General features: G+C 31.9%; 19 protein-coding genes and 1 riboswitch. All 19 genes read left to right on the top strand.

Annotated elements, in window-relative coordinates; genetic code table 11:
• Positions 1–23: 23 nt before the first annotated feature.
• The 19 genes from GOQ27_RS04915 (at position 24) to GOQ27_RS04825 (ending at position 20750) form a co-directional block, all read left to right on the top strand.
• The gene (locus GOQ27_RS04915; RefSeq protein ID WP_203365716.1) at positions 24–953 is read left to right on the top strand and encodes a DUF362 domain-containing protein; all 930 of its coding nucleotides are present in this window, start codon (positions 24–26) and stop codon (positions 951–953) included.
• Positions 940–1416 carry a chemotaxis protein CheX gene (locus GOQ27_RS04910; RefSeq protein WP_203365715.1) on the top strand — a complete coding sequence of 159 codons (477 nt, stop codon included), beginning with the start codon at positions 940–942 and terminating at the stop codon, positions 1414–1416. Before GOQ27_RS04915 ends, GOQ27_RS04910 begins: the two co-directional genes overlap by 14 nt.
• Before the next feature lie 17 nt (positions 1417–1433).
• Positions 1434–1904 (top strand): tRNA (uridine(34)/cytosine(34)/5-carboxymethylaminomethyluridine(34)-2'-O)-methyltransferase TrmL, encoded by a 471-nt coding sequence (gene trmL / locus GOQ27_RS04905; RefSeq protein WP_203365714.1) that lies wholly within the window; start codon positions 1434–1436, stop codon positions 1902–1904.
• Between the two features lie 111 nt (positions 1905–2015).
• Positions 2016–3635: a Na/Pi cotransporter family protein gene (locus GOQ27_RS04900; protein ID WP_203365713.1), complete on the top strand. Its 1620-nt coding sequence runs from the start codon at positions 2016–2018 to the stop codon at positions 3633–3635.
• Between the two features lie 159 nt (positions 3636–3794).
• Complete coding sequence (locus GOQ27_RS04895) at positions 3795–4901, top strand: DUF362 domain-containing protein (RefSeq protein WP_203365712.1); 1107 nt, start codon at positions 3795–3797, stop codon at positions 4899–4901.
• A 121-nt stretch (positions 4902–5022) separates the two neighbouring features.
• Positions 5023–5123: riboswitch (glycine riboswitch) on the top strand.
• A gap of 147 nt (positions 5124–5270) precedes the next feature.
• Positions 5271–5639, top strand: a complete 369-nt coding sequence (locus tag GOQ27_RS04890) for a GrdX family protein (RefSeq protein ID WP_203365711.1) — start codon at positions 5271–5273, stop codon at positions 5637–5639.
• Positions 5640–5731: 92 nt separating this feature from the next.
• Positions 5732–6670, top strand: a complete 939-nt coding sequence (trxB, locus tag GOQ27_RS04885; protein WP_484477103.1) for a thioredoxin-disulfide reductase — start codon at positions 5732–5734, stop codon at positions 6668–6670.
• Between the two features lie 38 nt (positions 6671–6708).
• Complete coding sequence (trxA, locus tag GOQ27_RS04880) at positions 6709–7026, top strand: thioredoxin TrxA (RefSeq protein WP_203365709.1); 318 nt, start codon at positions 6709–6711, stop codon at positions 7024–7026.
• 69 nt (positions 7027–7095) lie between these two features.
• Positions 7096–8382 carry a glycine/sarcosine/betaine reductase component B subunit gene (locus GOQ27_RS04875; protein ID WP_203365708.1) on the top strand — a complete coding sequence of 429 codons (1287 nt, stop codon included), beginning with the start codon at positions 7096–7098 and terminating at the stop codon, positions 8380–8382.
• Positions 8383–8411: 29 nt separating this feature from the next.
• Complete coding sequence (gene grdA / locus GOQ27_RS04870; protein WP_203365707.1) at positions 8412–8888, top strand: glycine/sarcosine/betaine reductase complex selenoprotein A; 477 nt, start codon at positions 8412–8414, stop codon at positions 8886–8888.
• A gap of 37 nt (positions 8889–8925) precedes the next feature.
• Entirely contained in the window at positions 8926–10233 is a 1308-nt protein-coding gene (gene grdB, locus GOQ27_RS04865) for a glycine reductase complex selenoprotein B (RefSeq protein ID WP_203365706.1), read from the top strand.
• Positions 10234–10301: 68 nt separating this feature from the next.
• A complete protein-coding gene (gene grdC / locus GOQ27_RS04860; protein WP_203365705.1) occupies positions 10302–11837 on the top strand; it encodes a glycine/sarcosine/betaine reductase complex component C subunit beta in 1536 nt (511 codons plus the stop codon).
• Positions 11838–11852: 15 nt separating this feature from the next.
• Positions 11853–13037, top strand: a complete 1185-nt coding sequence (gene grdD, locus GOQ27_RS04855; RefSeq protein ID WP_203365704.1) for a glycine/sarcosine/betaine reductase complex component C subunit alpha — start codon at positions 11853–11855, stop codon at positions 13035–13037.
• A 194-nt stretch (positions 13038–13231) separates the two neighbouring features.
• Positions 13232–14293, top strand: a complete 1062-nt coding sequence (locus tag GOQ27_RS04850) for a BMP family lipoprotein (RefSeq protein WP_203365703.1) — start codon at positions 13232–13234, stop codon at positions 14291–14293.
• A 116-nt stretch (positions 14294–14409) separates the two neighbouring features.
• The gene (locus GOQ27_RS04845) at positions 14410–15909 is read left to right on the top strand and encodes an ABC transporter ATP-binding protein (protein ID WP_203365751.1); all 1500 of its coding nucleotides are present in this window, start codon (positions 14410–14412) and stop codon (positions 15907–15909) included.
• A complete protein-coding gene (locus tag GOQ27_RS04840; RefSeq protein WP_203365702.1) occupies positions 15899–17050 on the top strand; it encodes an ABC transporter permease in 1152 nt (383 codons plus the stop codon). The genes GOQ27_RS04845 and GOQ27_RS04840 overlap by 11 nt, the downstream gene beginning before the upstream one ends.
• Positions 17040–17975 carry an ABC transporter permease gene (locus GOQ27_RS04835; protein WP_203365701.1) on the top strand — a complete coding sequence of 312 codons (936 nt, stop codon included), beginning with the start codon at positions 17040–17042 and terminating at the stop codon, positions 17973–17975. The genes GOQ27_RS04840 and GOQ27_RS04835 overlap by 11 nt, the downstream gene beginning before the upstream one ends.
• A 146-nt stretch (positions 17976–18121) precedes the next feature.
• A complete protein-coding gene (rpoN, locus tag GOQ27_RS04830; protein WP_203365700.1) occupies positions 18122–19504 on the top strand; it encodes an RNA polymerase factor sigma-54 in 1383 nt (460 codons plus the stop codon).
• Positions 19505–19724: 220 nt separating this feature from the next.
• Positions 19725–20750: a sugar-binding transcriptional regulator gene (locus tag GOQ27_RS04825; RefSeq protein WP_203365699.1), complete on the top strand. Its 1026-nt coding sequence runs from the start codon at positions 19725–19727 to the stop codon at positions 20748–20750.
• Positions 20751–20777 lie beyond the last annotated feature (27 nt).

The following is a 20777-nucleotide window of genomic DNA, read 5'->3' as shown; positions in this document are numbered from 1 at the left end:
TATTATTTTTATGAGGTGATATAATGAGAACAAGAAAAGTAAGAGAATCTATAGTAGCTATTGAAAAAGACAATAAAGAAATAAACTCATTGGAAAAATGCTTAAGGCATCTACCTTTAGAAAGAATTATTAATGAAAATGACAGAGTAGTTATTACTCCGAATTGGGTAAAATCAAAACTTCCTAACACTGCTACAGTAGTAGGTCCAGAAACACTAGATAAATTGATAAAGCTTCTGAAGAAATATAATCCAGGAGAAATAATTGTGGCAACAGGATCTGGAGGGGATGAAACTCCTAAAGTTATGAATTATGTAGGATATGATAAAGTAATAAAAGATAACAATGTGAAGTTTATTGATTTAAATTATGGTCCATATACAGAAATAGAAATAAATCATAATAATCCTAGTAAAACAAAAATTAATAATATATTAGAAAACATGGATGTCCTAGTATCTTTCACTCAATTAAAAATGCATGAAGAAGCTACTATGAGTGCAGGGATTAAGAATATAGCCTTAGGGTGGCCTCCAGCTGAAATACATGGATTTCCTAAAAAAGATTTAGGAATTCATGAGGATTTACATGGTTTTATTAGTGCAATAACTGAAAGAATACCCATAGACTTAACAATAATATCCGCTGATAAAGTAATGATTGGTACTGGTCCTTCTGATGGTAGAGCTATAGATACAAATGGAATTATTGTTGCTGGAACTGATCCAATATCTACGGATACTATAGGTGCTAGAATGTTAGGTTTTTTACCTCAAGCCATCAATTACCTATATAAACTACATAAAATGGGTATAGGTGAAGCAGAATTAAAAAACGTAAACTTAAAAGGAATACCATTAGAAGAAATAGAGAGAGAATTTTCATTAAAAGCGTATAATAAAGAAGTTATATTAGACAAAGGTAAAATTAAGGATTTTCATGGGAATAAATAACAATATAAACAGTAAAATAATCAAGTCTTTTAAAAAAGCTTTAGAGGATATATTTCTTCAAATGGTAAATATTCAATTGAATAGTGATAGTAATTACTTAACAAATCAAGTAAATGCATATGAAAATGTAATTATATTGATAGGGATTAATGGAGATTTTAAAGGACAAGTAGCTATAGAATTGTCTCATAATATAGCGATGGAAATATCATCAAACATGATGAATGGTTTACCAAATATAATATTTGATGATAATGTAAAAAATTCAATTAATGAGTTGATATCAATTGTTTTAGGTAATGCTATATCAAGATTATTTGAATTGAATATTCATTTGAATTTTACTCCTCCTACTATAATCATGGGTAAGGATATATTATTATATTTTATTAATAATAAAATATACAGTATACCTTTTCTTTGGAGAAATGATAAAGTAGAATTATATATAGATTTAGAATAAGAAATGGAGGTTATTTTATGGCTATAAATATTGTATTAATGGAACCAGAAATTCCACAAAACACAGGTAATATTGCTAGGACTTGTGCAGCTACTGGATCATCACTACATTTAATAAGACCATTAGGTTTTTCTTTAGATAGTAAACATTTAAAAAGGGCAGGATTAGATTATTGGGATTTATTGGATGTCCATTATTATGATAGTTATGAAGAATTAATTGAGAAAGTAGGGCAAAACAAAGTTTTTTATGCCACTACAAAAGCTGATCATTCCTATACTGATATGGAGTTTAATGATGACTGTTACATTATATTCGGAAAAGAGACCAAAGGTATTCCAGAAGAAATATTAAATGAAAATAAAGAAACTTGTTTAAGGATCCCAATGATTAATAATAAAAATGCTAGATCCTTGAACTTGGCTAATTCAGTAAATATTATTGTTTATGAAGCTTTAAGACAGATAGATTTTCCCAATATGATTTAACACAGGATAAACAAAAATAATAAATTTAACATGGATTTAACAAAAGTCGACATTTTTTATTGTATTATATTATTTGCGCTTATAAATATTTAAATAGTGGGAGGATTTATTATGGAATTATTGTTTGGTGTTTTAGGTGGACTAGGACTATTCCTATACGGTATGAATCTAATGGGAATGGGATTACAAAAAGTAGCTGGTGATAAACTAAAGAAATTAATAGGAGTTCTAACTAATAATAGAATTTTGGGAGTTCTTGTAGGAGCTTTTGTTACTGTATTGGTACAAAGTAGTAGTGCGACAACGGTAATGGTTGTTGGTTTTGTAAATGCAGGATTAATGAATTTAACTCAAGCAATAGGTGTTATTATGGGTGCTAATATTGGTACAACAATAACAGCTCAATTAATAGCATTTAAATTAACAGACATAGCACCATTAGTTATAGCTATAGGTGTAGGAATTTGGTTATTTACATCTAAAAGAAAGAATAAAGATATTGCTGAAATATTAATTGGATTTGGTATATTATTCTTGGGTATGGCAATGATGAGTTCTCAATTAAAACCCTTAGGCGGTTCTCAGGTCTTTAAAGATTTAATGGTTAGCTTGAATAATCCTATATTGGGAATATTAGTAGGATTTGCTATAACTGTAATAGTACAAAGTAGTAGTGCATCTACTGGACTATTACTTGCTGTAACTGCATCAGGTCTAGTAACTCTTGATATAGCTTTTCCCATATTATTTGGACAAAATATTGGTACTTGTGTTACTGCACTGCTTTCTAGTATAGGAGCTAGTAAAACTGCTAAAAGAGCTGCAATGATGCACTTGTTATTCAATATTTTTGGTACAGCATTTTTTATGTTCTTGATATATGTAACACCTATGAAGGAATTTGTTGTAAGTTTAAGTCCAGGAAATGTACAAAGACAGATAGCAAACTCTCACACTATTTTTAATATAGTAAATGTATTGGTTCAATTACCTTTTGCTGGGTTAATAGTTATAGCAGCTAAGAAATTAGTACCAGGAGAAGATGAAGAAGTAGTAGGACTTAAATACTTAGATTCAAGAATTATTGAAACCCCATCTATTGCTGTTGGAATGGCATCTAGGGAAGTATTAAGAATGGGTAAAATAGTTAAACAAAACTTAGAATTATCTAAGATAGCTTTTTATAATAATGATGAGAAATTAACTATGAAAGTATTTAAAGAAGAAAAAAGAATCAATCAATTAGAAAGAGATATAACAGAATACTTAGCAGAATTGATGAATGCCCCATTGACAGATGAACAACATAGTACAATAACAACATTATTTAACACAATAAATGATCTAGAAAGAGTAGGAGATCATGCAGATAACATAGCAGAACTAGCTCAATATAAAATTGATAATAAAGTAAGACTATCAGATAGCGCATTATCTGAATTAAAAGTTATGTTTGAGAATGTTGAAGAATCCTTTGAATTATCACTATCTGCTTATAAAACAGCTGATACAAATATAGCTAGAAGAGTTATTGAATATGAGGGTATGATTGATAAAATGGAGAAGGATTATAGAGCAAATCATATAGATAGATTAAATAAACTAGCTTGTAATCCTAGCTCAGGTATCGTATTCTTAGATACAATAAGCAACTTAGAAAGAATTGCGGATCACTCTTCAAACATTGCATTATCAATTATGGATGCAATAGAAGGTGGACAAATAAAATAGATTAATATAAAAAAAGGCCCTAGGGCCTTTTTTTATATCAATCTTTAATACTTGAAATAGAAAATTGATTACTTTGATTGTAATAATATTTTTAAATTTCTATCCTATATACTATAATAGAATTAGGTGTTTATAAATAATTTTAAAGGGGGTAAATTTTTGAAAAGTAAAGTATATTTTATTAACTTTAGATCTGAGAATAAAAGAAATAATATTCACAATAAAATACAAAGGTTATTTGAGAAGGCAGATATAAAAAATGTATTGACTGAAGGGGACATTACCGCAATAAAAGTTCATTTTGGAGAAAAGGGTAGACATGCTTATCTACATCCTACCTTTGCAAGACAAATTGTAGATAAGACTAAGGAGTACGGTGCCCAGCCATTTTTAACTGATACAAATACCCTTTATACAGGTAGTAGAACAAATAGTGTAGATCATATCAAAACGGCAATTGAAAATGGATTCGCATATTCTGTAGTAAATGCTCCAGTTATTATCGCTGATGGGTTATATAGTAAAAATTCTGTAGATGTAGAAATTAATCAAAAAAATTGTAAAACTGCTAAGATAGCAGGAGATATATATAATTCTAACTCAATGATTGTATTAAGTCATGTAAAAGGTCATGGTATGGCAGGATTTGGAGGTACCATTAAAAATATTGCAATGGGATGTGCATCAGCTAGTGGGAAACAAATACAACATTCTGATTCAAAACCTTCGGTAATAGATAAAAAATGTATTTCATGTGGAATTTGTATCGAGAATTGTCCTGTGGATGCTATAGAAATGAAGAATAAAGCATTTATACATCATGATATATGTATTGGGTGTGGAGAATGTACAACTGTTTGTCCTAAAAGAGCAATTGAGGTTCAGTGGGAGACAGACTCTGATGTATTTTTAGAAAAAATGGCTGAATATGCATATGGAGCAGTTAAAAATAAAGATGGTAAGGTGGCATATTTTAATTTCGTAATGAATGTCACTCCTTTATGTGATTGTGTACCTTGGAATGATGTACCTATTGTTAATGATATTGGTATATTAGCTTCTTTTGACCCTGTTGCTATTGATAAAGCTAGTGTAGATTTAATAGATAAGGCATTAGGGAACAAAGATAGTCAATTACCTTGTGATCATCAAATAGGAGATGATAAATTCAAATCCATACATAAAATAGATGGCAAAAAAATATTAGATTATTGTGAGGAAATAGGCTTAGGTACTAAAGAGTATGACTTAATAGAGGTTAAATAATAAGCCTAAATAAAGAGATAGACAAATTTTTAACAAAAACTTACTGTTTATTACAAAAAAGTAATTGTAATAAGGATTTCTATATATTATAATATGGGTATAGAAATTAAATATAGGCTGTATGAAAGAAGCGGAAGAGACCAATTTTATGGCGCCGAAGGGGTAAGTTATAGAAAGCCAAACTATAGTGAAGCTCTCAGGCAAAAGGACCGTTTTTGGACAGCACTCTGAAAAGCGAAAGCACCGAAGGAGCAACTCCTTAAGTAGGAAGAATCTCTCAGGTTTGGAACAGAGCGTAGGCACTTTAAGTGTCTATGCTCTTTTTTAGTAATAACTATAAAAACCTTTTCCTAAGGACAGGAGGTAACTATGGCAAAGATAATATTAACCAATAATCCTTTAGTAGATAAAAAATATTCAAAATATTATGAAGTGAAATATTTTGATGTTGAATATCTTGAAGTATTACAAAAAGCAAGAGACCATATACATATTGGACATAAGTTATTAACACATCCATTGTCAGGTAGTATAAAACCCAATGAAACTCCATATAAGTCAATTATTATTTCTAAGGAAAAAGAGAAGTTAGATATGGAATCATTAATGATAATTGAAGAAAGTATACAAACTGCTGATAAGTTTATCAATAAAATTGGTAAAACTAGTTTTATCGATAAGGCAAAAGAAGATTTCCAAGTTGTAGATTTATCTTTGATTGATGGATGTTTTAAATAATTTGTAAATTTAGTTTTTTTTAAAATACCAATTTTGGGTATAATATAAAATGTTGAGTAAACATTAAAAAGGAGTTGAAATAAGTGGAAAAAATTTATGATGTTATAATAATTGGTGCTGGACCAGCTGGACTTTCTGCTGGATTATATGCAGGTAGAGCTAAATTAGACACTCTTATTTTAGAGAAGGAAAAGGCTGGTGGGCAAATAGTTACTACAGAAGAAGTAGAGAACTATCCAGGTGGAGTAGAAGATCCTACAGGTCCTAAATTAGTTGCTAGGATGGTAGAACAAGCAGACAGTTTTGGTGTTGAAAGAAAACTTGATGAGATAAAAGAAATAAACTTAGATGAAAAAATAAAGGTGGTAAAAGGTGAGAAGGGCGAGTATAAAGCTAAAGCTATAGTTATCGCAACAGGAGCCAAGCCTAGACTTCTAGGGGCACCAGGAGAAAAAGAACTAACTGGTAAAGGTGTATCTTACTGTGCTACATGTGACGCCGCATTCTTTGAAGATTTTGATGTATATGTAATTGGTGGAGGAGACACTGCAGTTGAAGAATCCTTATTCATATCAAAATTTGCTAGAAAAGTTACTATAGTTCACAGAAGAGATGAACTAAGAGCAGCTAAATCAATTCAAGAAAAAGTATTTAATAATGATAAAGTAGATGTTATCTGGAATACTGAAGTAAAAGAAATTAAAGGTGATGGTATCGTTGAATCAATGGTACTAAGAAACAGAGAAACAGGGGAAGAGAAAGAAATAGTTGCAAATGAAGAAGATGGCACATTTGGAATATTTGTAATGGTTGGGTATCTTCCACAAACTGAATTGTTTAAAGGAATCATCGATATGGATGATAGAGGATATATAATCGGTGATGAAAACATGAAGACAAATGTAGAAGGAGTTTTTGTTGCTGGAGATTGTAGAGTTAAAACTCTAAGACAAGTGGTTACTGCAACAGCAGATGGAGCTATTTCTGCTATCCAAGCTGAAAAATATATTGAAAACAATTTTGAGGAATAAAATATATTCCTACTTATAATATAAAAGGAGGTTGTGAAATGTTAGAGGTAGATAAGAAGACATTTGAAGAAGAAGTTTTACAAACTGAAGGATATGTACTTGTAGATTTTTGGGGAAAAAGCTGTGAACCTTGTAAGGCTTTAATGCCTCATATCGAGGAATTAGAAGGTAAATATGGTGAGCAAATAAAATTTGTTAAACTTGATACTTCAGCTGCAAGAAGATTAGCTATCAAGCAAAAGGTGTTAGGATTACCTACAGTTACAATATACAAAGATGGCGAGAAAGTTGATGAATTAACTAAAGACGAAGCAAAACCTGAAAAAATTGAAGAAATGATTAATAAATATATATAAATTTTCAAATTTTCTAAGGATATGTCTTTAGATATAGCCTTAGGTAAACAAAAAGAGGAGGTGAATTGTATGCGCCTGGAATTAGGTAATATCCTTATAAAGGATGTACAATTTGGAGAAGAAACAAAAGTTGTTGATGGCGTACTTTATGTAAACAAAGATGAGCTTACAAATCTATTATTAGAAGATGAGAACATCACTAGTGTAAGCATAGAGATGGCTAGGCCAGGTAAAAGTATTAGAATTACACCTGTAAAGGATGTAGTGGAACCTAGGGTAAAGGTAGATGGCCCAGGTGGAATTTTCCCAGGAGTATTATCAAAGGTAGAAACAGTAGGTACTGGTAGAACTCATGTACTTAAGGGTGCAGCAGTAGTTACAACTGGTAAGATAGTAGCTTTCCAAGAGGGTATAGTTGATATGACTGGTCCTGGAGCTGATTATACACCATTTTCTAAACTAAATAATGTTGTTATTTCATGTGAAGTAAAAGAAGGATTAAAACAACATGAGCATGAAAAAGCATTAAGAATGGTAGGATTAAAGTCTAGTAAATATTTAGGAGAAGCTGGTAGAGATGTAGAGCCAGACGAGATAAATACTTATGAGACATTATCATTACTTAAGAGTGTAGAAAAGTATCCAGAACTTCCAAAGGTAGCATATGTTCAAATGCTTCAAAGTCAAGGGTTGATGCATGATACATATGTATATGGAGTAGACGCTAAGCAAACCTTATCTACTTTAATAAATCCAACAGAAATAATGGATGGTGCAATAATTAGTGGTAACTGTGTTTCTGCTTGTGATAAAAACACAACTTATCATCATTTAAACAATCCAGTTATCCATGATATGTTTGAGAAGCATGGAAAAGAAATAAATTTTGTTGGAATGATTATAACTAATGAAAATGTTTACCTTGCAGATAAAGAAAGATCATCAGATTGGACAGCTAAATTAGCTGAATATCTAGGATTAGATGGTGTTATAATATCTCAAGAGGGATTTGGTAACCCTGATACAGATTTAATCATGAACTGTAAAAAGATAGAAGATAAAGGTATAGATACTGTAATAATTACAGATGAGTATGCTGGAAGAGATGGTGCAAGTCAATCTCTTGCAGATGCAGATCCTAAAGCGGATGCTGTTGTAACAGGTGGAAATGCTAATGAGGTTATAGAGTTACCACCAATGGATAAAGTTATAGGAGATGCAAGAGTAGCAAACAAAATTGCTGGTGGATTTGATGGAAGTCTTAAGGAAGATGGTAGTATTGTTGTTGAGATACAAGCTATAACAGGAGCTACTAACGAATTAGGATTTAACAAGTTAACAGCTAAAGGATACTAATATAATTTTAAAAAGAAGGGATGTTAAAGATGAGCTTATATGATGGCAAAAAAGTAGTTATCATAGGGGACAGAGATGGTATACCAGGTCCTGCTATGGAAGAATGCTTAAAATCAACAGAAGCAGAAGTAGTATTTTCATCAACTGAGTGTTTTGTCTGAACTGCCGCAGGAGCAATGGACTTAGAGAATCAAAAGAGGGTTAAAGATATAACTGAAAAGCACGGTGCAGAGAATGTAATCGTTGTTTTAGGTGCTGCTGAAGCAGAAGCTGCAGGATTAGCTGCAGAAACTGTAACAGCTGGAGACCCAACATTCGCAGGTCCATTAGCAGGAGTCCAGTTAGGACTTAGAGTATATCATGCAGTAGAACCACAATTCAAAGGCGAAGTAGATGCTGACGTTTACGAAGATCAAATTGGAATGATGGAAATGGTTCTTGAAGTAGATGAAATCATTGAAGAAATGACAGATATTAGAGAAGAATTCTGTAAATTTAACGACTAATAAAAAAACACCCGAAAAATTCGAGAGGGGGGAAACAATGAGTAAAATAAGAATAGTACATTACATTAACCAGTTCTTTGCTGGTATTGGTGGTGAAGAAAAAGCTGACTATAAGCCAGAAATAAGAGAGGGCATTGTAGGTCCTGGTATGGAGTTTAATAAAAAGTTTGGTGATGAAGCTGAAATAGTAGCTACTATAATATGTGGTGACTCATATTTTAATGAAAACCTTGATGAAGCAAAAGCTAAAGTTATTGATATGGTAAAAGAGTATAACCCTGATTTATTTATTGCAGGTCCTGCTTTCAACGCTGGAAGATATGGTGTGGCTTGTGGAACTATCGCAAATGCAGTGAAAGAGGAGCTTAACATCCCTGTACTGACTGGAATGTATGAAGAAAATCCAGGAGCAGATATGTTTAAGAAAGACGTTTATATAATGGAAACAAAAAATAGTGCTGCAGGTATGAGAAAAGCAATAAAAACTATGGCACCATTTGCTATTAAACTTGCAAAAGGTGAAGAAATAGGTGGACCAAAAGAAGAAGGATATATGGCTAGAGGTATTAGAAAGAACTATTTTGCTGATAAGAGAGGTTCTGCTAGAGCAGTAGATATGCTTATCAATAAATTAAATAAGAAGAAGTTTGAAACTGAGTTCCCTATGCCAAATTTTGATAGAGTAGATCCAAATCCAGCTATCAAAGATATAACTAAATCGAAAATAGCATTAGTAACTTCTGGTGGTATAGTACCTAAAGGAAATCCTGATCATATTGAATCATCTAGTGCATCTAAATATGGTAAATATGATATACAAGGATTTAATGATTTAACTAGTGAAACTCATGAAACAGCTCATGGTGGATATGATCCAGTATATGCTAATGAAGATGCAGATAGAGTACTTCCTGTAGATGTATTAAGAGACCTAGAAAAGGAAGGAAAAATTGGAGAGCTTCACAGATATTTCTATACTACTACAGGTAATGGAACTGCTGTTGCTAGTTCTAAAGCTTTCGCAGAAGAGTTTGCTAAGGAACTTATAGCTGATGGAGTAGAAGCAGTTATATTAACATCTACCTGAGGCACCTGTACACGTTGCGGTGCAACGATGGTAAAAGAAATAGAGAGAGCAGGGCTACCAGTAGTTCATATGTGTACTGTAGTACCTATCTCATTAACAGTTGGTGCCAATAGAATAGTACCAACAATAGCAATACCACATCCTCTTGGAAACCCAAGTTTAGATATGGATGAAGAAAAATCATTAAGAAGAAACTTAGTTGAAAAGGCATTAAAAGCTCTTGAAACTGAAGTTGATGGACAAAAAGTATTTGAATAAAACTTTAGGGTGATAGAAATATCACCCTTTTTAAAAAATATGATTAATTCCTTACGGAGGTGAAAATTATGTCATTTTCAGTAATTAATGGTTCGTCTTATGTATTAGTTCATACACCAGATATGATAATTCATAATGGTACAACCCAAACTATGGAAAGACATGTAAATCCAGATTCAGAATATTTAAAGAAGATTCCTAACCACTTAAGAAGTTATGAAGATGTTGTTAGTTATCCTGCAAATCAAACTTATATAGGAAATATGACACCAGAAAAATTAGGTGAATATGATCTTCCTTGGTTTGATAAAAAGGTTGAGGGAGCCGAAAGATTTGGTAAATTCGGTGAAATAATGCCTCAAGATGAGTTTATAGGACTAATGAAAATAGTAGATGTTTTCGATCTAGTACTATTAGATAATTCTTTCACAGATATGGTTAGAGAAAAATTAACTAATCATCCTCTTATGACTGATGAACTTGTTAATGGTTTAAAAGCTGGTGAAGAAATAGCTACAATAGAAAAAGAAATAAATGAAAATCATGCAGAAGCTTTATATAATGATGGTAAAATAGTAGGCTGTGTTAAAAGAGCCCATGATATAGATGTAAACCTTAATGCCCATGTTATTTTTGAGAATCTAGTAGTTAAAGCATCTGGAGTATTATCTATGCTTAACTTATTAGCAAAGAATGATATAAATCCAGAGAGCATAGACTATGTAATTGAATGCTCTGAGGAAGCTTGTGGCGATATGAATCAAAGAGGTGGAGGAAACTTTGCTAAAGCAATAGCTGAAACTACAGGTTGTATAAATGCTACTGGTTCAGATACAAGAGGATTCTGTGCTGCACCTACTCATTCATTGATTGAAGCTGCTGCATTAGTTCAAGCTGGAGTATATGAAAATGTAGTTATAGTAGCTGGTGGAGCAACTGCCAAACTAGGAATGAATGGTAAAGACCATATTAAAAAGGAAATGCCAATATTAGAGGATGTATTAGGTGGTTTTGCTGTATTAATAAGCAAAAATGATGGGGTAAATCCTGTAATAAGAACTGACCTAGTAGGAAGACATACCGTTGGTACTGGATCATCACCACAAGCAGTAATAACAGCTTTGATAACTGCCCCATTAGATAAGGGTGATTTAAAGATTACAGATATAGATAAATATTCAGTGGAAATGCAAAATCCAGATATAACAAAGCCAGCAGGAGCTGGAGACGTTCCTACATCAAACTATAAAATGATTGGTGCTCTAGGAGTTAAGAGACAAGAATTAGAAAGAAAAGAACTCATGAATTTTGTTACTGGTCATGGTATGCCAGGATGGGCACCTACTCAAGGACATATTCCATCAGGAGTTCCATATATAGGATTTGCTAGGGAAGAAATGCTAGCAGGAAATATAAATAAGGCTATGATAGTTGGAAAGGGAAGTTTATTCCTTGGTAGGATGACAAATCTTTTTGATGGTGTATCTGTAGTTATTGAGAAAAATAATGGTGTAGTAGATGAAGTTGCCGGAGTATCTGAAGAGAAAATAAGAGGAATGGTAGCAGAAGCTATGAGAGATTTTGCATCACACCTATTAAAATAGTAGGGGGTGAAAATTATGAGTGAAGAAAACGTAAAACAGTTAATAGGAAAAGTATTTAACGACATAGCAACAGGAATAGAAACTGGTGGATTTAGTAATAAAGTAAAAGTAGGTATTACATTACTGGGAAGCGAGCATGGTATAGAGAATATCGTAAAGGGTGCAGAACTTGCATCTAAAAGAAATAACTCTTATGAGGTTGTTCTGATAGGACCAAAGGTTGAGACAGAACTTAGAGTAGTAGAAGCTAATGATGAAGATGAACAACATAAGAAAATGGAAGAGCTACTAGACTCTAAAGAAATAGATGCAGCAGTGACTATGCATTATAATTTTCCAATTGGTGTTTCAACTGTAGGTAGAGTAGTAACTCCAGGTGTAGGAAAGGAAATGTTTATTGCTACTACTACTGGTACTTCATCTCCTCATAGAGTAGAAGCTATGGTGAAAAATGGCCTAAGTGGTATAATAACTGCTAAAGCTATGGGTATAGAAAATCCCTCAATAGGGATACTTAATGTAGATGGAGCAAGGCAAGTAGAAAGAGCATTAAAAGAATTAAATGAAAATGGATATGATATTAACTTTTCAGAATCAATGAGAGAAGATGGTGGATCCGTAATGAGAGGGAATGATCTGCTTACAGGAACACCAGATGTAATGATTACTGATAGTTTAACGGGAAATCTTCTTATGAAAATATTCTCTTCCTTTAACACTGGTGGAAGCTATGAAGCTTTAGGATTTGGATATGGACCTGGTGTAGGAGATGGATATAAAAGAAATATTCTTATTCTTTCAAGAGCTTCAGGTATTCCAGTAGTAGCAAATGCTATAGAGTATGGAGCAGATCTTGCAAAGGGTAATATCTTAAATGTTAATAAAGCTGAGCACAAGAAAGCTAAAAATGCAAAATATGATGAAATATTAAAGGGATTAACAAAAGAAAAAAATAAATCTGAAGCTTCAGAAGAAGAAGTTAAAGCACCGAAAAAAGAAATAGTAACTGGATCTATTTCCGGTATAGATATAATGGAGCTAGAAGATGCAGTGAAAGAGTTATGGAAGAATGGTATATATGCTGAAAGTGGCATGGGTTGTACGGGACCAATAGTTATGGTTAATGAAGAAAAATTATCAAAATCTATTGAAGTTCTTGCAAAATCCGGGTATACCACTCAAGAATCAGACCATTGTTAAACCCCAGATTTTTCTGGGGTTTTATTTTTATTTTTAATTAATTTTTATTTATGCTATAATTTTTATTAAGAGAATACATACTAAAATATAATATAATAATTCTCTTAAAAAAGAAGGAGTTATAGGACTTTTGTCGAATATGAATAATTCTAGGTATAAAGTTCTATATTATTAAAAATTTGAGGAGGGTATTTATGTTAAAGAAAAGTTTATCTTTATTATTAGTACTAGTTCTAGTATTAGGTACTGTAGTTGGATGTGGTACTCCAGGTACAGATAACGATACTGATGAAGGTACAAACGAAGGTACAGACAATGGCGATGGAGAAAAAATCAAAATTGCTATGGTAACAGATTTTGGTGGAATTAGTGATGAGTCATTTAATCAATCAGCTTGGGAAGGATTACAAAGAGCTCAAGAAGAATTAGAAATAAAAGCAACATATAAAGAGTCAGAGAAAGAGGCTGATTATGGTCCTAACCTAGAAAACCTTTTAGATGAAGGAAATGATTTAATCTGGGGTATAGGATTTAATATGTCTAAGGACATAGAAGAGGCAGCTGAAAAGAATCCAGATCAAAAATATGCTATAATAGATTTTGCATATGATGATACTCCTGAAAATTTAGTTGGAGTAGTATTTGAAGCTAATCAAGCATCTTTCCTAGTAGGATATATTGCAGGCAAGATGACTGAAACTAACAAAGTAGGATTTGTTGGTGGAGTTGAAGGTAATGTAATAGATGGATTTGATTATGGATTCCATGCAGGAGTAAAATATGCTAATCCAGATGCAGAAGTAATAAGACAATATGCTGAAAGTTTCGTAGATTCAACAAAAGGAAAAGCTATTGCAAATTCAATGTACCAAGATGGTGCGGACATAGTATTCCATGCAGCTGGTGGAGTAGGTAATGGTGTTATAGAAGCAGCTAAAGAGCAAGATAAGTGGGCTATTGGTGTGGATAGAGACCAAAGTGATTTAGCTCCTGAGAACGTTTTAACATCAGCGGTAAAACGTGTAGACATTGCTATGTTTGATATAGCTGAAAGACTTCAAGATGGAAAATTCCCTGGTGGAGAAACTATTGTTTATGGTTTAGATGATGATGGTGTGGGTATTGCTCCTACATCTGATAAGCATGTACCAGAAGATATTTTAGCTGAAGTTGAAGAAATAAAGCAAAGTATTATAGATGGTGAAATAGTAGTACCTTATAATGAAGATACTTATGAGGAATTTGAAGCAAAATAATTAACTTCAAGAAAGTAAATACTAGCAGCTCGGGCTAAGGCCTGAGCTGTTTAGGTATTTTAGAATAGGAGGTTATCTTGTTGAGTAACATTGATTTTAACCATAAGGTTGTAGAGATGAAAGATATAACGAAAAAATTTGGTAATTTCACAGCAAATGATCACATAAACCTTACGGTACACAAAGGAGAAGTGCATGCATTGCTAGGTGAGAATGGTGCTGGGAAGACTACTCTTATGAATGTACTATATGGACTATATCATCCTACATCTGGAGATATATACATTAGAGGTGAAAAAACAAATATTAATGATCCTAATGTAGCTATAAAAAAGGGAATAGGAATGGTACATCAGCATTTTATGTTAGTTGAACCTTTTACGGTAGCGGAAAACATTATCCTAGGAATGGAAACAACTAAAGGTGTAACTATTGACATGCAAAAAGCTATAGCAGATGTTAAAGAATTATCAGAGAAATATGGTCTTTATGTAGATCCTGATGCAAAAATTCAAGATATAAGTGTAGGGATGCAACAAAGAGTTGAAATATTAAAAGCTTTGTACAGGGGAGCAGAAATACTTATCCTAGATGAACCAACAGCAGTATTAACTCCTCAAGAAATTGAAGATTTAATGGGAATAATAAGTAACTTGACTGAAGAGGGTAAAACGATAATAATAATTACCCATAAATTAAAAGAAATTAAAATGATAGCAGATTATTGCACTATTATTAGAAGAGGAAAACATATCGACACTGTGAAAGTTTCTGAAACAAGTGAGGATGACTTAGCATCAAAAATGGTTGGTAGAGAAGTAAGCTTTAAAGTAGACAAAGAGCATAAAGAAAAAGGGGAAACAACTTTAAAAATTGAAAACTTAGTAGTAAAAGATAATAGAGGAATAAATGCAGTAGACGGATTATCATTAGAAATTCATGCTGGAGAAATATTAGGTCTTGCAGGAGTAGATGGAAATGGACAAAGTGAATTAATAGATGCTCTAAATGGACTAAGACAAGTAGAATCTGGAAAAGTCTATATGAATGGAAAAGATATGACTAACAAGTCAACTAAGGAAATTTTAAATAGTAAAATTTCTATAATCCCAGAAGATAGACAAAGAAGAGGTCTAGTATTAGATTTTACTGTTGCTGAAAATATGGTTTTAGAAAATTATCATAAGAAACCTTTTGCTAAAAGAGGTATTCTTAGTTATGAAAATATAGAGAAATTTGCTAAAGATCTAATTAAAAAATTTGATGTAAGACCAGAAAATGAAAAGATTAAAGCAAGATCTTTATCAGGAGGAAATCAACAAAAGGTAATAATTGCAAGAGAAGTTACTAATGATCCTGATTTATTGATTGCTGCACAACCTACAAGAGGATTAGATGTAGGTGCTATTGAATATGTGCATAAATCATTAATTGAGCAAAGGGATAAAGGTAAGGCTGTTTTCTTAGTTTCTTTAGAATTAGACGAGGTAATTAATGTGGCAGATAGAATAGCAGTTATATATGAGGGTAAAATTGTAGGTATTATAAATGCTAAAGATGCTGATGAAAAGACCTTAGGCCTAATGATGGCAGGAGGTGGAACTGATGGAAAATAAAAAGAAGAAAAATAAATATAGTGTAAAGCAAAGACTATTATCTAGTAACTTAACTTTTACAATAGTTTCCGTAATAATAGGTTTGATTATAGGAGCTATAGTTCTACTGATTGCGGGTTTTAATCCAATTACTGCTTATAGCATTATTATTAATGGAATATTCAGCCGAACTAAGTATATATCTTATATGATTATATATGCCACACCATTAATTATTACCGGGCTTTCTGTTACATTTGCTTTTAGAACTGGATTATTTAATATTGGAGCAGAAGGACAATATATAGTCGGTGCATTAGTGGCTACAATAGTTGGATATTTTTTAGAGTTACCTATAGGATTACATGCGATAGTGGTATTTTTAGCAGCTATTATTGCAGCAGCAGTATGGGGAGGAATAGCAGGATTCTTAAAAGCAAAATTTGGTGTTCATGAAGTAATAGCTACAATTATGCTGAATTGGATTGCATTGTATTTTAGTAATTACATGGTTATGAAACCATTTCTTAGAAGACCTGAAAGTGATTCTTCTTATGAAATATTAGACACTGCTAGTATAACGATATTGGAAGATTGGAAATATACTGATGCAGGAAGAGAGTGGCTTAGTCAACATCCTTATATTAAAGACTTTTTAGCTACTCCAGCTAACTTAGGTTTTGTTATTGCAATTTTATTAGCAGTTTTAGTATGGTATATATTAAATAAAACAACATTAGGTTATGAACTAAGAGCCGTTGGATATAATAAGCATGCAGCTGAATATGGTGGTATTAAAGTTAAGAAAAGTATAATCACATCTATGATGATTGCTGGTGGTTTAGCTGGAAGTGCAGGAGCATTACAGGTTATGGGAGTAACTAAAGGTATCAGTGTACTACCTGGTATGGAAGGGTATGGATTTGATGGTATAGCGGTTGCTCTTATAGGTGGAACTACGGCCTTTGGAAATATATTTGCAGGATTATTATTTGGAGGATTAAAGTATGGTGGACCTAAGATTCAGCCTCCTTTAGGAGCTCCATCTGAAGTTGTTAATATTGTAATAGGTACCATAGTATTCTTTATAGCTGTACCTAAATTTATGAGAATGATTTTTAATATAAACACCAGAAAAAGAGGTGAAAAAAATGCTAGATGATTTAGGATTCTTAATAGGAACTACTTTGATGTATGCAGCACCTTTAATATTCACTGCATTAGGTGGAGTTATTTCTGAAAAATCAGGTGTAGTTAATATTGGATTAGAAGGTATGATGACGATGGGGGCTTTTACTGGAGCCGCAGTAGGATATTTTACCGGGAACCCATGGATAGCATTTATAGCAGCAGGGCTGGCAGCAGGTGTTTTTGGACTTTTACATGCTATAGCCTCAGTTACTTTCCATGCAGATCAAGTAGTTTCAGGTATAGCAATCAACTTTTTAGGACCAGGAGTGGCTTTATTTATAAGTCGTTTATTTTTTAATGGATCTACTATGACAAAGTCTTTGGATTTTGAAGCAAAAATGCCGAGACCATTAAATGGTGTATTTGAATCAAATTCATTTTTGGATTTAATATTTAATCATTATGCCACAGTATATTTAGCTTTCATTTTAGTTTTTATTATGTGGTTTATATTATATAAGACCAAATTGGGATTAAGAATTAGAGCTGTAGGAGAACATCCAGCAGCAGCTGATACTTTAGGAGTTAGCGTAGTGAAAATAAGGTATTTAGCAGTTGTATTATCTGGTGTATTTGCAGGGTTTGGAGGAGCTGCTATGAGTATAGCAGTAGTTTCTAACTTTAGACCTACATTAATCTCTGGGCAAGGTTTTATTGCTTTAGCAGCTGTTATATTTGGTAAGTGGAAACCTCAAGGAGCAATGTGGGCATGCCTATTATTTGGTGCAGCTCAAGGTTTAACAGTATATCTAGGAGGCTCTAATATTATAAATATATCCTCACAGATATTAGCAATGTTACCATATGCATTAACTTTAGTAATCCTTACAGGATTTGTAGGTAGAGCTACAGCTCCAGCAGCTAGTGGGCAACCTTATGAAAAAGGAGAAAGATAATATATTTAAGGCGGACATATTTTTATTGTCCGCCTTTTTATTTAATCTTCCTATCTTTGCTATTTGAGAAAGTCGCTACTTTTGGTATAATATAATTATATAGACATATATATATACTATAGATAAAATAGTTTGAGGTGAAATTTATGAGATTGGGATTTGATTTAGCATTACAACAGACCCAAAAATTAGTCATGACCCCTGAGTTGAGACAAGCCATAAAGCTACTACAATTCAATAGTAATGAACTTAGGGAATATCTAGAAACTCAAATGGAATCTAACCCATTAATTGAGATGGAAATAAAAAATAATAAAGAAAATGTGGATATAGATAAGGTATCTGATAAAGTTGATAATGATATTGATTGGAAAGAATACATTAGCCAATATGATGATATCAGTTATAAAAATAATATTAGTAAATCAAAAGAATATAATTATGAGAATTTTATAACAAAGGAGGAGTCCTTAAAAAATCATCTTTTATTTCAAATTGATTTGACATTTTTTAATCCTAAAGATAAATTCATTGGAATACAAATTGTTGAGAATATAGATAGTAATGGATACTTATCATCCACTATAGAAGATATTTCCTCAGAGATAGGTGTAAAAGAAGAAAATGTTAAAAATGTTTTAGAAATTATTCAAACTTTTGATCCAGTAGGAGTAGGTGCTAGGGATCTAAAAGAATGTTTAACGATACAATTACGAGATAAGAATTTTGATAATCTAGATATATTAACAGTAATAGATAATCATCTAGAGGATGTAGGAAATAATAGATTAAATAAAATCGCTAAAGACTTAGATGTAAGTATTAAAAGAGTTCAAAGTATATGTGATATTATTAAAACTTTAGAACCTAAGCCTGGAAGAGGATTTCCAAGTGATAATGACGACATTAGATATGTTACCCCAGATGTTGTACTAGAAAAAATTGATGGCGAATATGTAATAATGGTAAATGATATAACTGCTCCTAGATTAACAATAAATAATTTTTATAAAAATATGTTAAATAATGAAGGGGATAATGATATATCTAAGTTTATTAATAATAAATTAAACTCAGCTATGTGGTTAATAAAAAGTATTGAGCAGAGAAGAATGACTATATATAAAGTAGTAAGCTCAATTGTACAATTTCAACATGATTTTTTTGAAAAAGGACAAAAATCTCTCAAACCATTAACTCTGAAGGAGATAGCTGATGATATAGAAATGCATGAATCTACAGTAAGTAGAGCTACAAATGGCAAGTATGTTCAAACCCCTAGAGGAATATTTGAGCTAAAGTATTTTTTCTCAAGTGGAATTGGAACAGAAGATGGTGGAGTAGCTTCAACAGGAATTAAAAGTATGATAAAAGATCTTATTGAGAAAGAGCATGTTAAAAAGCCGTTGAGTGATCAAAAAATAGCAGATATATTAAAGGAAAAAGATATAAAAATATCAAGGCGAACAGTAGCAAAATATAGAGATGAATTAAAAATTCCTTCATCATCGAAACGTAGAAGATATTAATAAAAGATTTAGGTGGAACTAAATCTTTTATTATTTTTTTTGTTTATTTACTTGAAGTTTTTCCTATATTAAATTATAATTAATAACGAAAGCAATATTTTTTTATTAGATATGGGACTTATACTAAACACCCGGGACTTTGGAAGACCCATTTATTTTAATCAAGGTGGGACAAATTTTACAAATTAGGGACTCAAATCGACCATCAGGAGTGTAAAATATGAATGACATTATTAATCTTCAAAAAAAAATCATACCAGAAATGATAGAAATACTTGATAAGAGGTATAATATCTTAAGGACAATATATCATAATAAACCAATTGGTAGAAGAACTCTAGCAAGTTATATGGACTTAGGAGAAAGAGCTATAAGAACAGAGGTTAATATCCTTAAAAAACAAGGGTTATTAGAAATTCAATCAATGGGTATGAATGTAACTGAAGAAGGAATTCAAGTAATTGAAGAATTAAAAGGTTTCATTTATCAATTAAAAGGGTTATCAAACCTAGAAGATAAGTTGAAAGAGTTACTTAATCTGAAAAACATATTTGTAGTACCAGGAAATTTTGATAAAGACGAATATATCTTATCTGATATAGGAAAAGAAGCATCAAAACACATATTAAATGTTATAAAAGATAATAATATATTAGGTATAACTGGTGGTACTACAATGGCCAAAGTAGCTGAGGAAATGCCTAAAAGTAATTCTATTAAGGACATATTAGTCCTGCCAGCTAGAGGTGGAATAGGGAAAAGCTTAGAGACTCAATCAAATAATATTGCTGCAAACATTGCTTATAAATTAGATGGAAAATATAAGCTATTACATATACCAGATAATATAGGAAAAGAAGCATTAGATACATTAATGCAATTTGATGAAATAAAATCTCTAATCGATTCTATTAAAAAAATTGATGTTTTAGTATTTGGAATAGGAAGATCTGATACTATGGCAGAAAGACGAAACTTGTCTAAAGATATCATAGATATACTAGAGAAGGAAGGAGCCGTATCTGAAGCCTTTGGATATTATTTTAATATTAATGGTGAGATAATACGAGAATCCAATACGGTAGGTCTTAATCTTGAAGATTTTAAAAGTATTAGAAATGTGATAGGAATTGCAGCTGGAGCTCAAAAGGCAGAGGCTATAATAGCTATAGCCGCCTTAAGGAATGATATAACATTATTGATAGATGAAGGAGCTGCAAAGGAAATACTAAATAAGATTAAATAAGCAATTAAGCTTAATAATATAATTAGA

This window comes from Anaeromonas frigoriresistens (assembly GCF_016820655.1).
In the GTDB taxonomy this organism is placed as follows: domain Bacteria; phylum Bacillota; class Clostridia; order Tissierellales; family SIT17; genus Anaeromonas; species Anaeromonas frigoriresistens.
The sequence above is the reverse complement of the archived record's forward strand: the minus strand, read 5'-3'. Positions and strand labels throughout refer to the sequence as shown.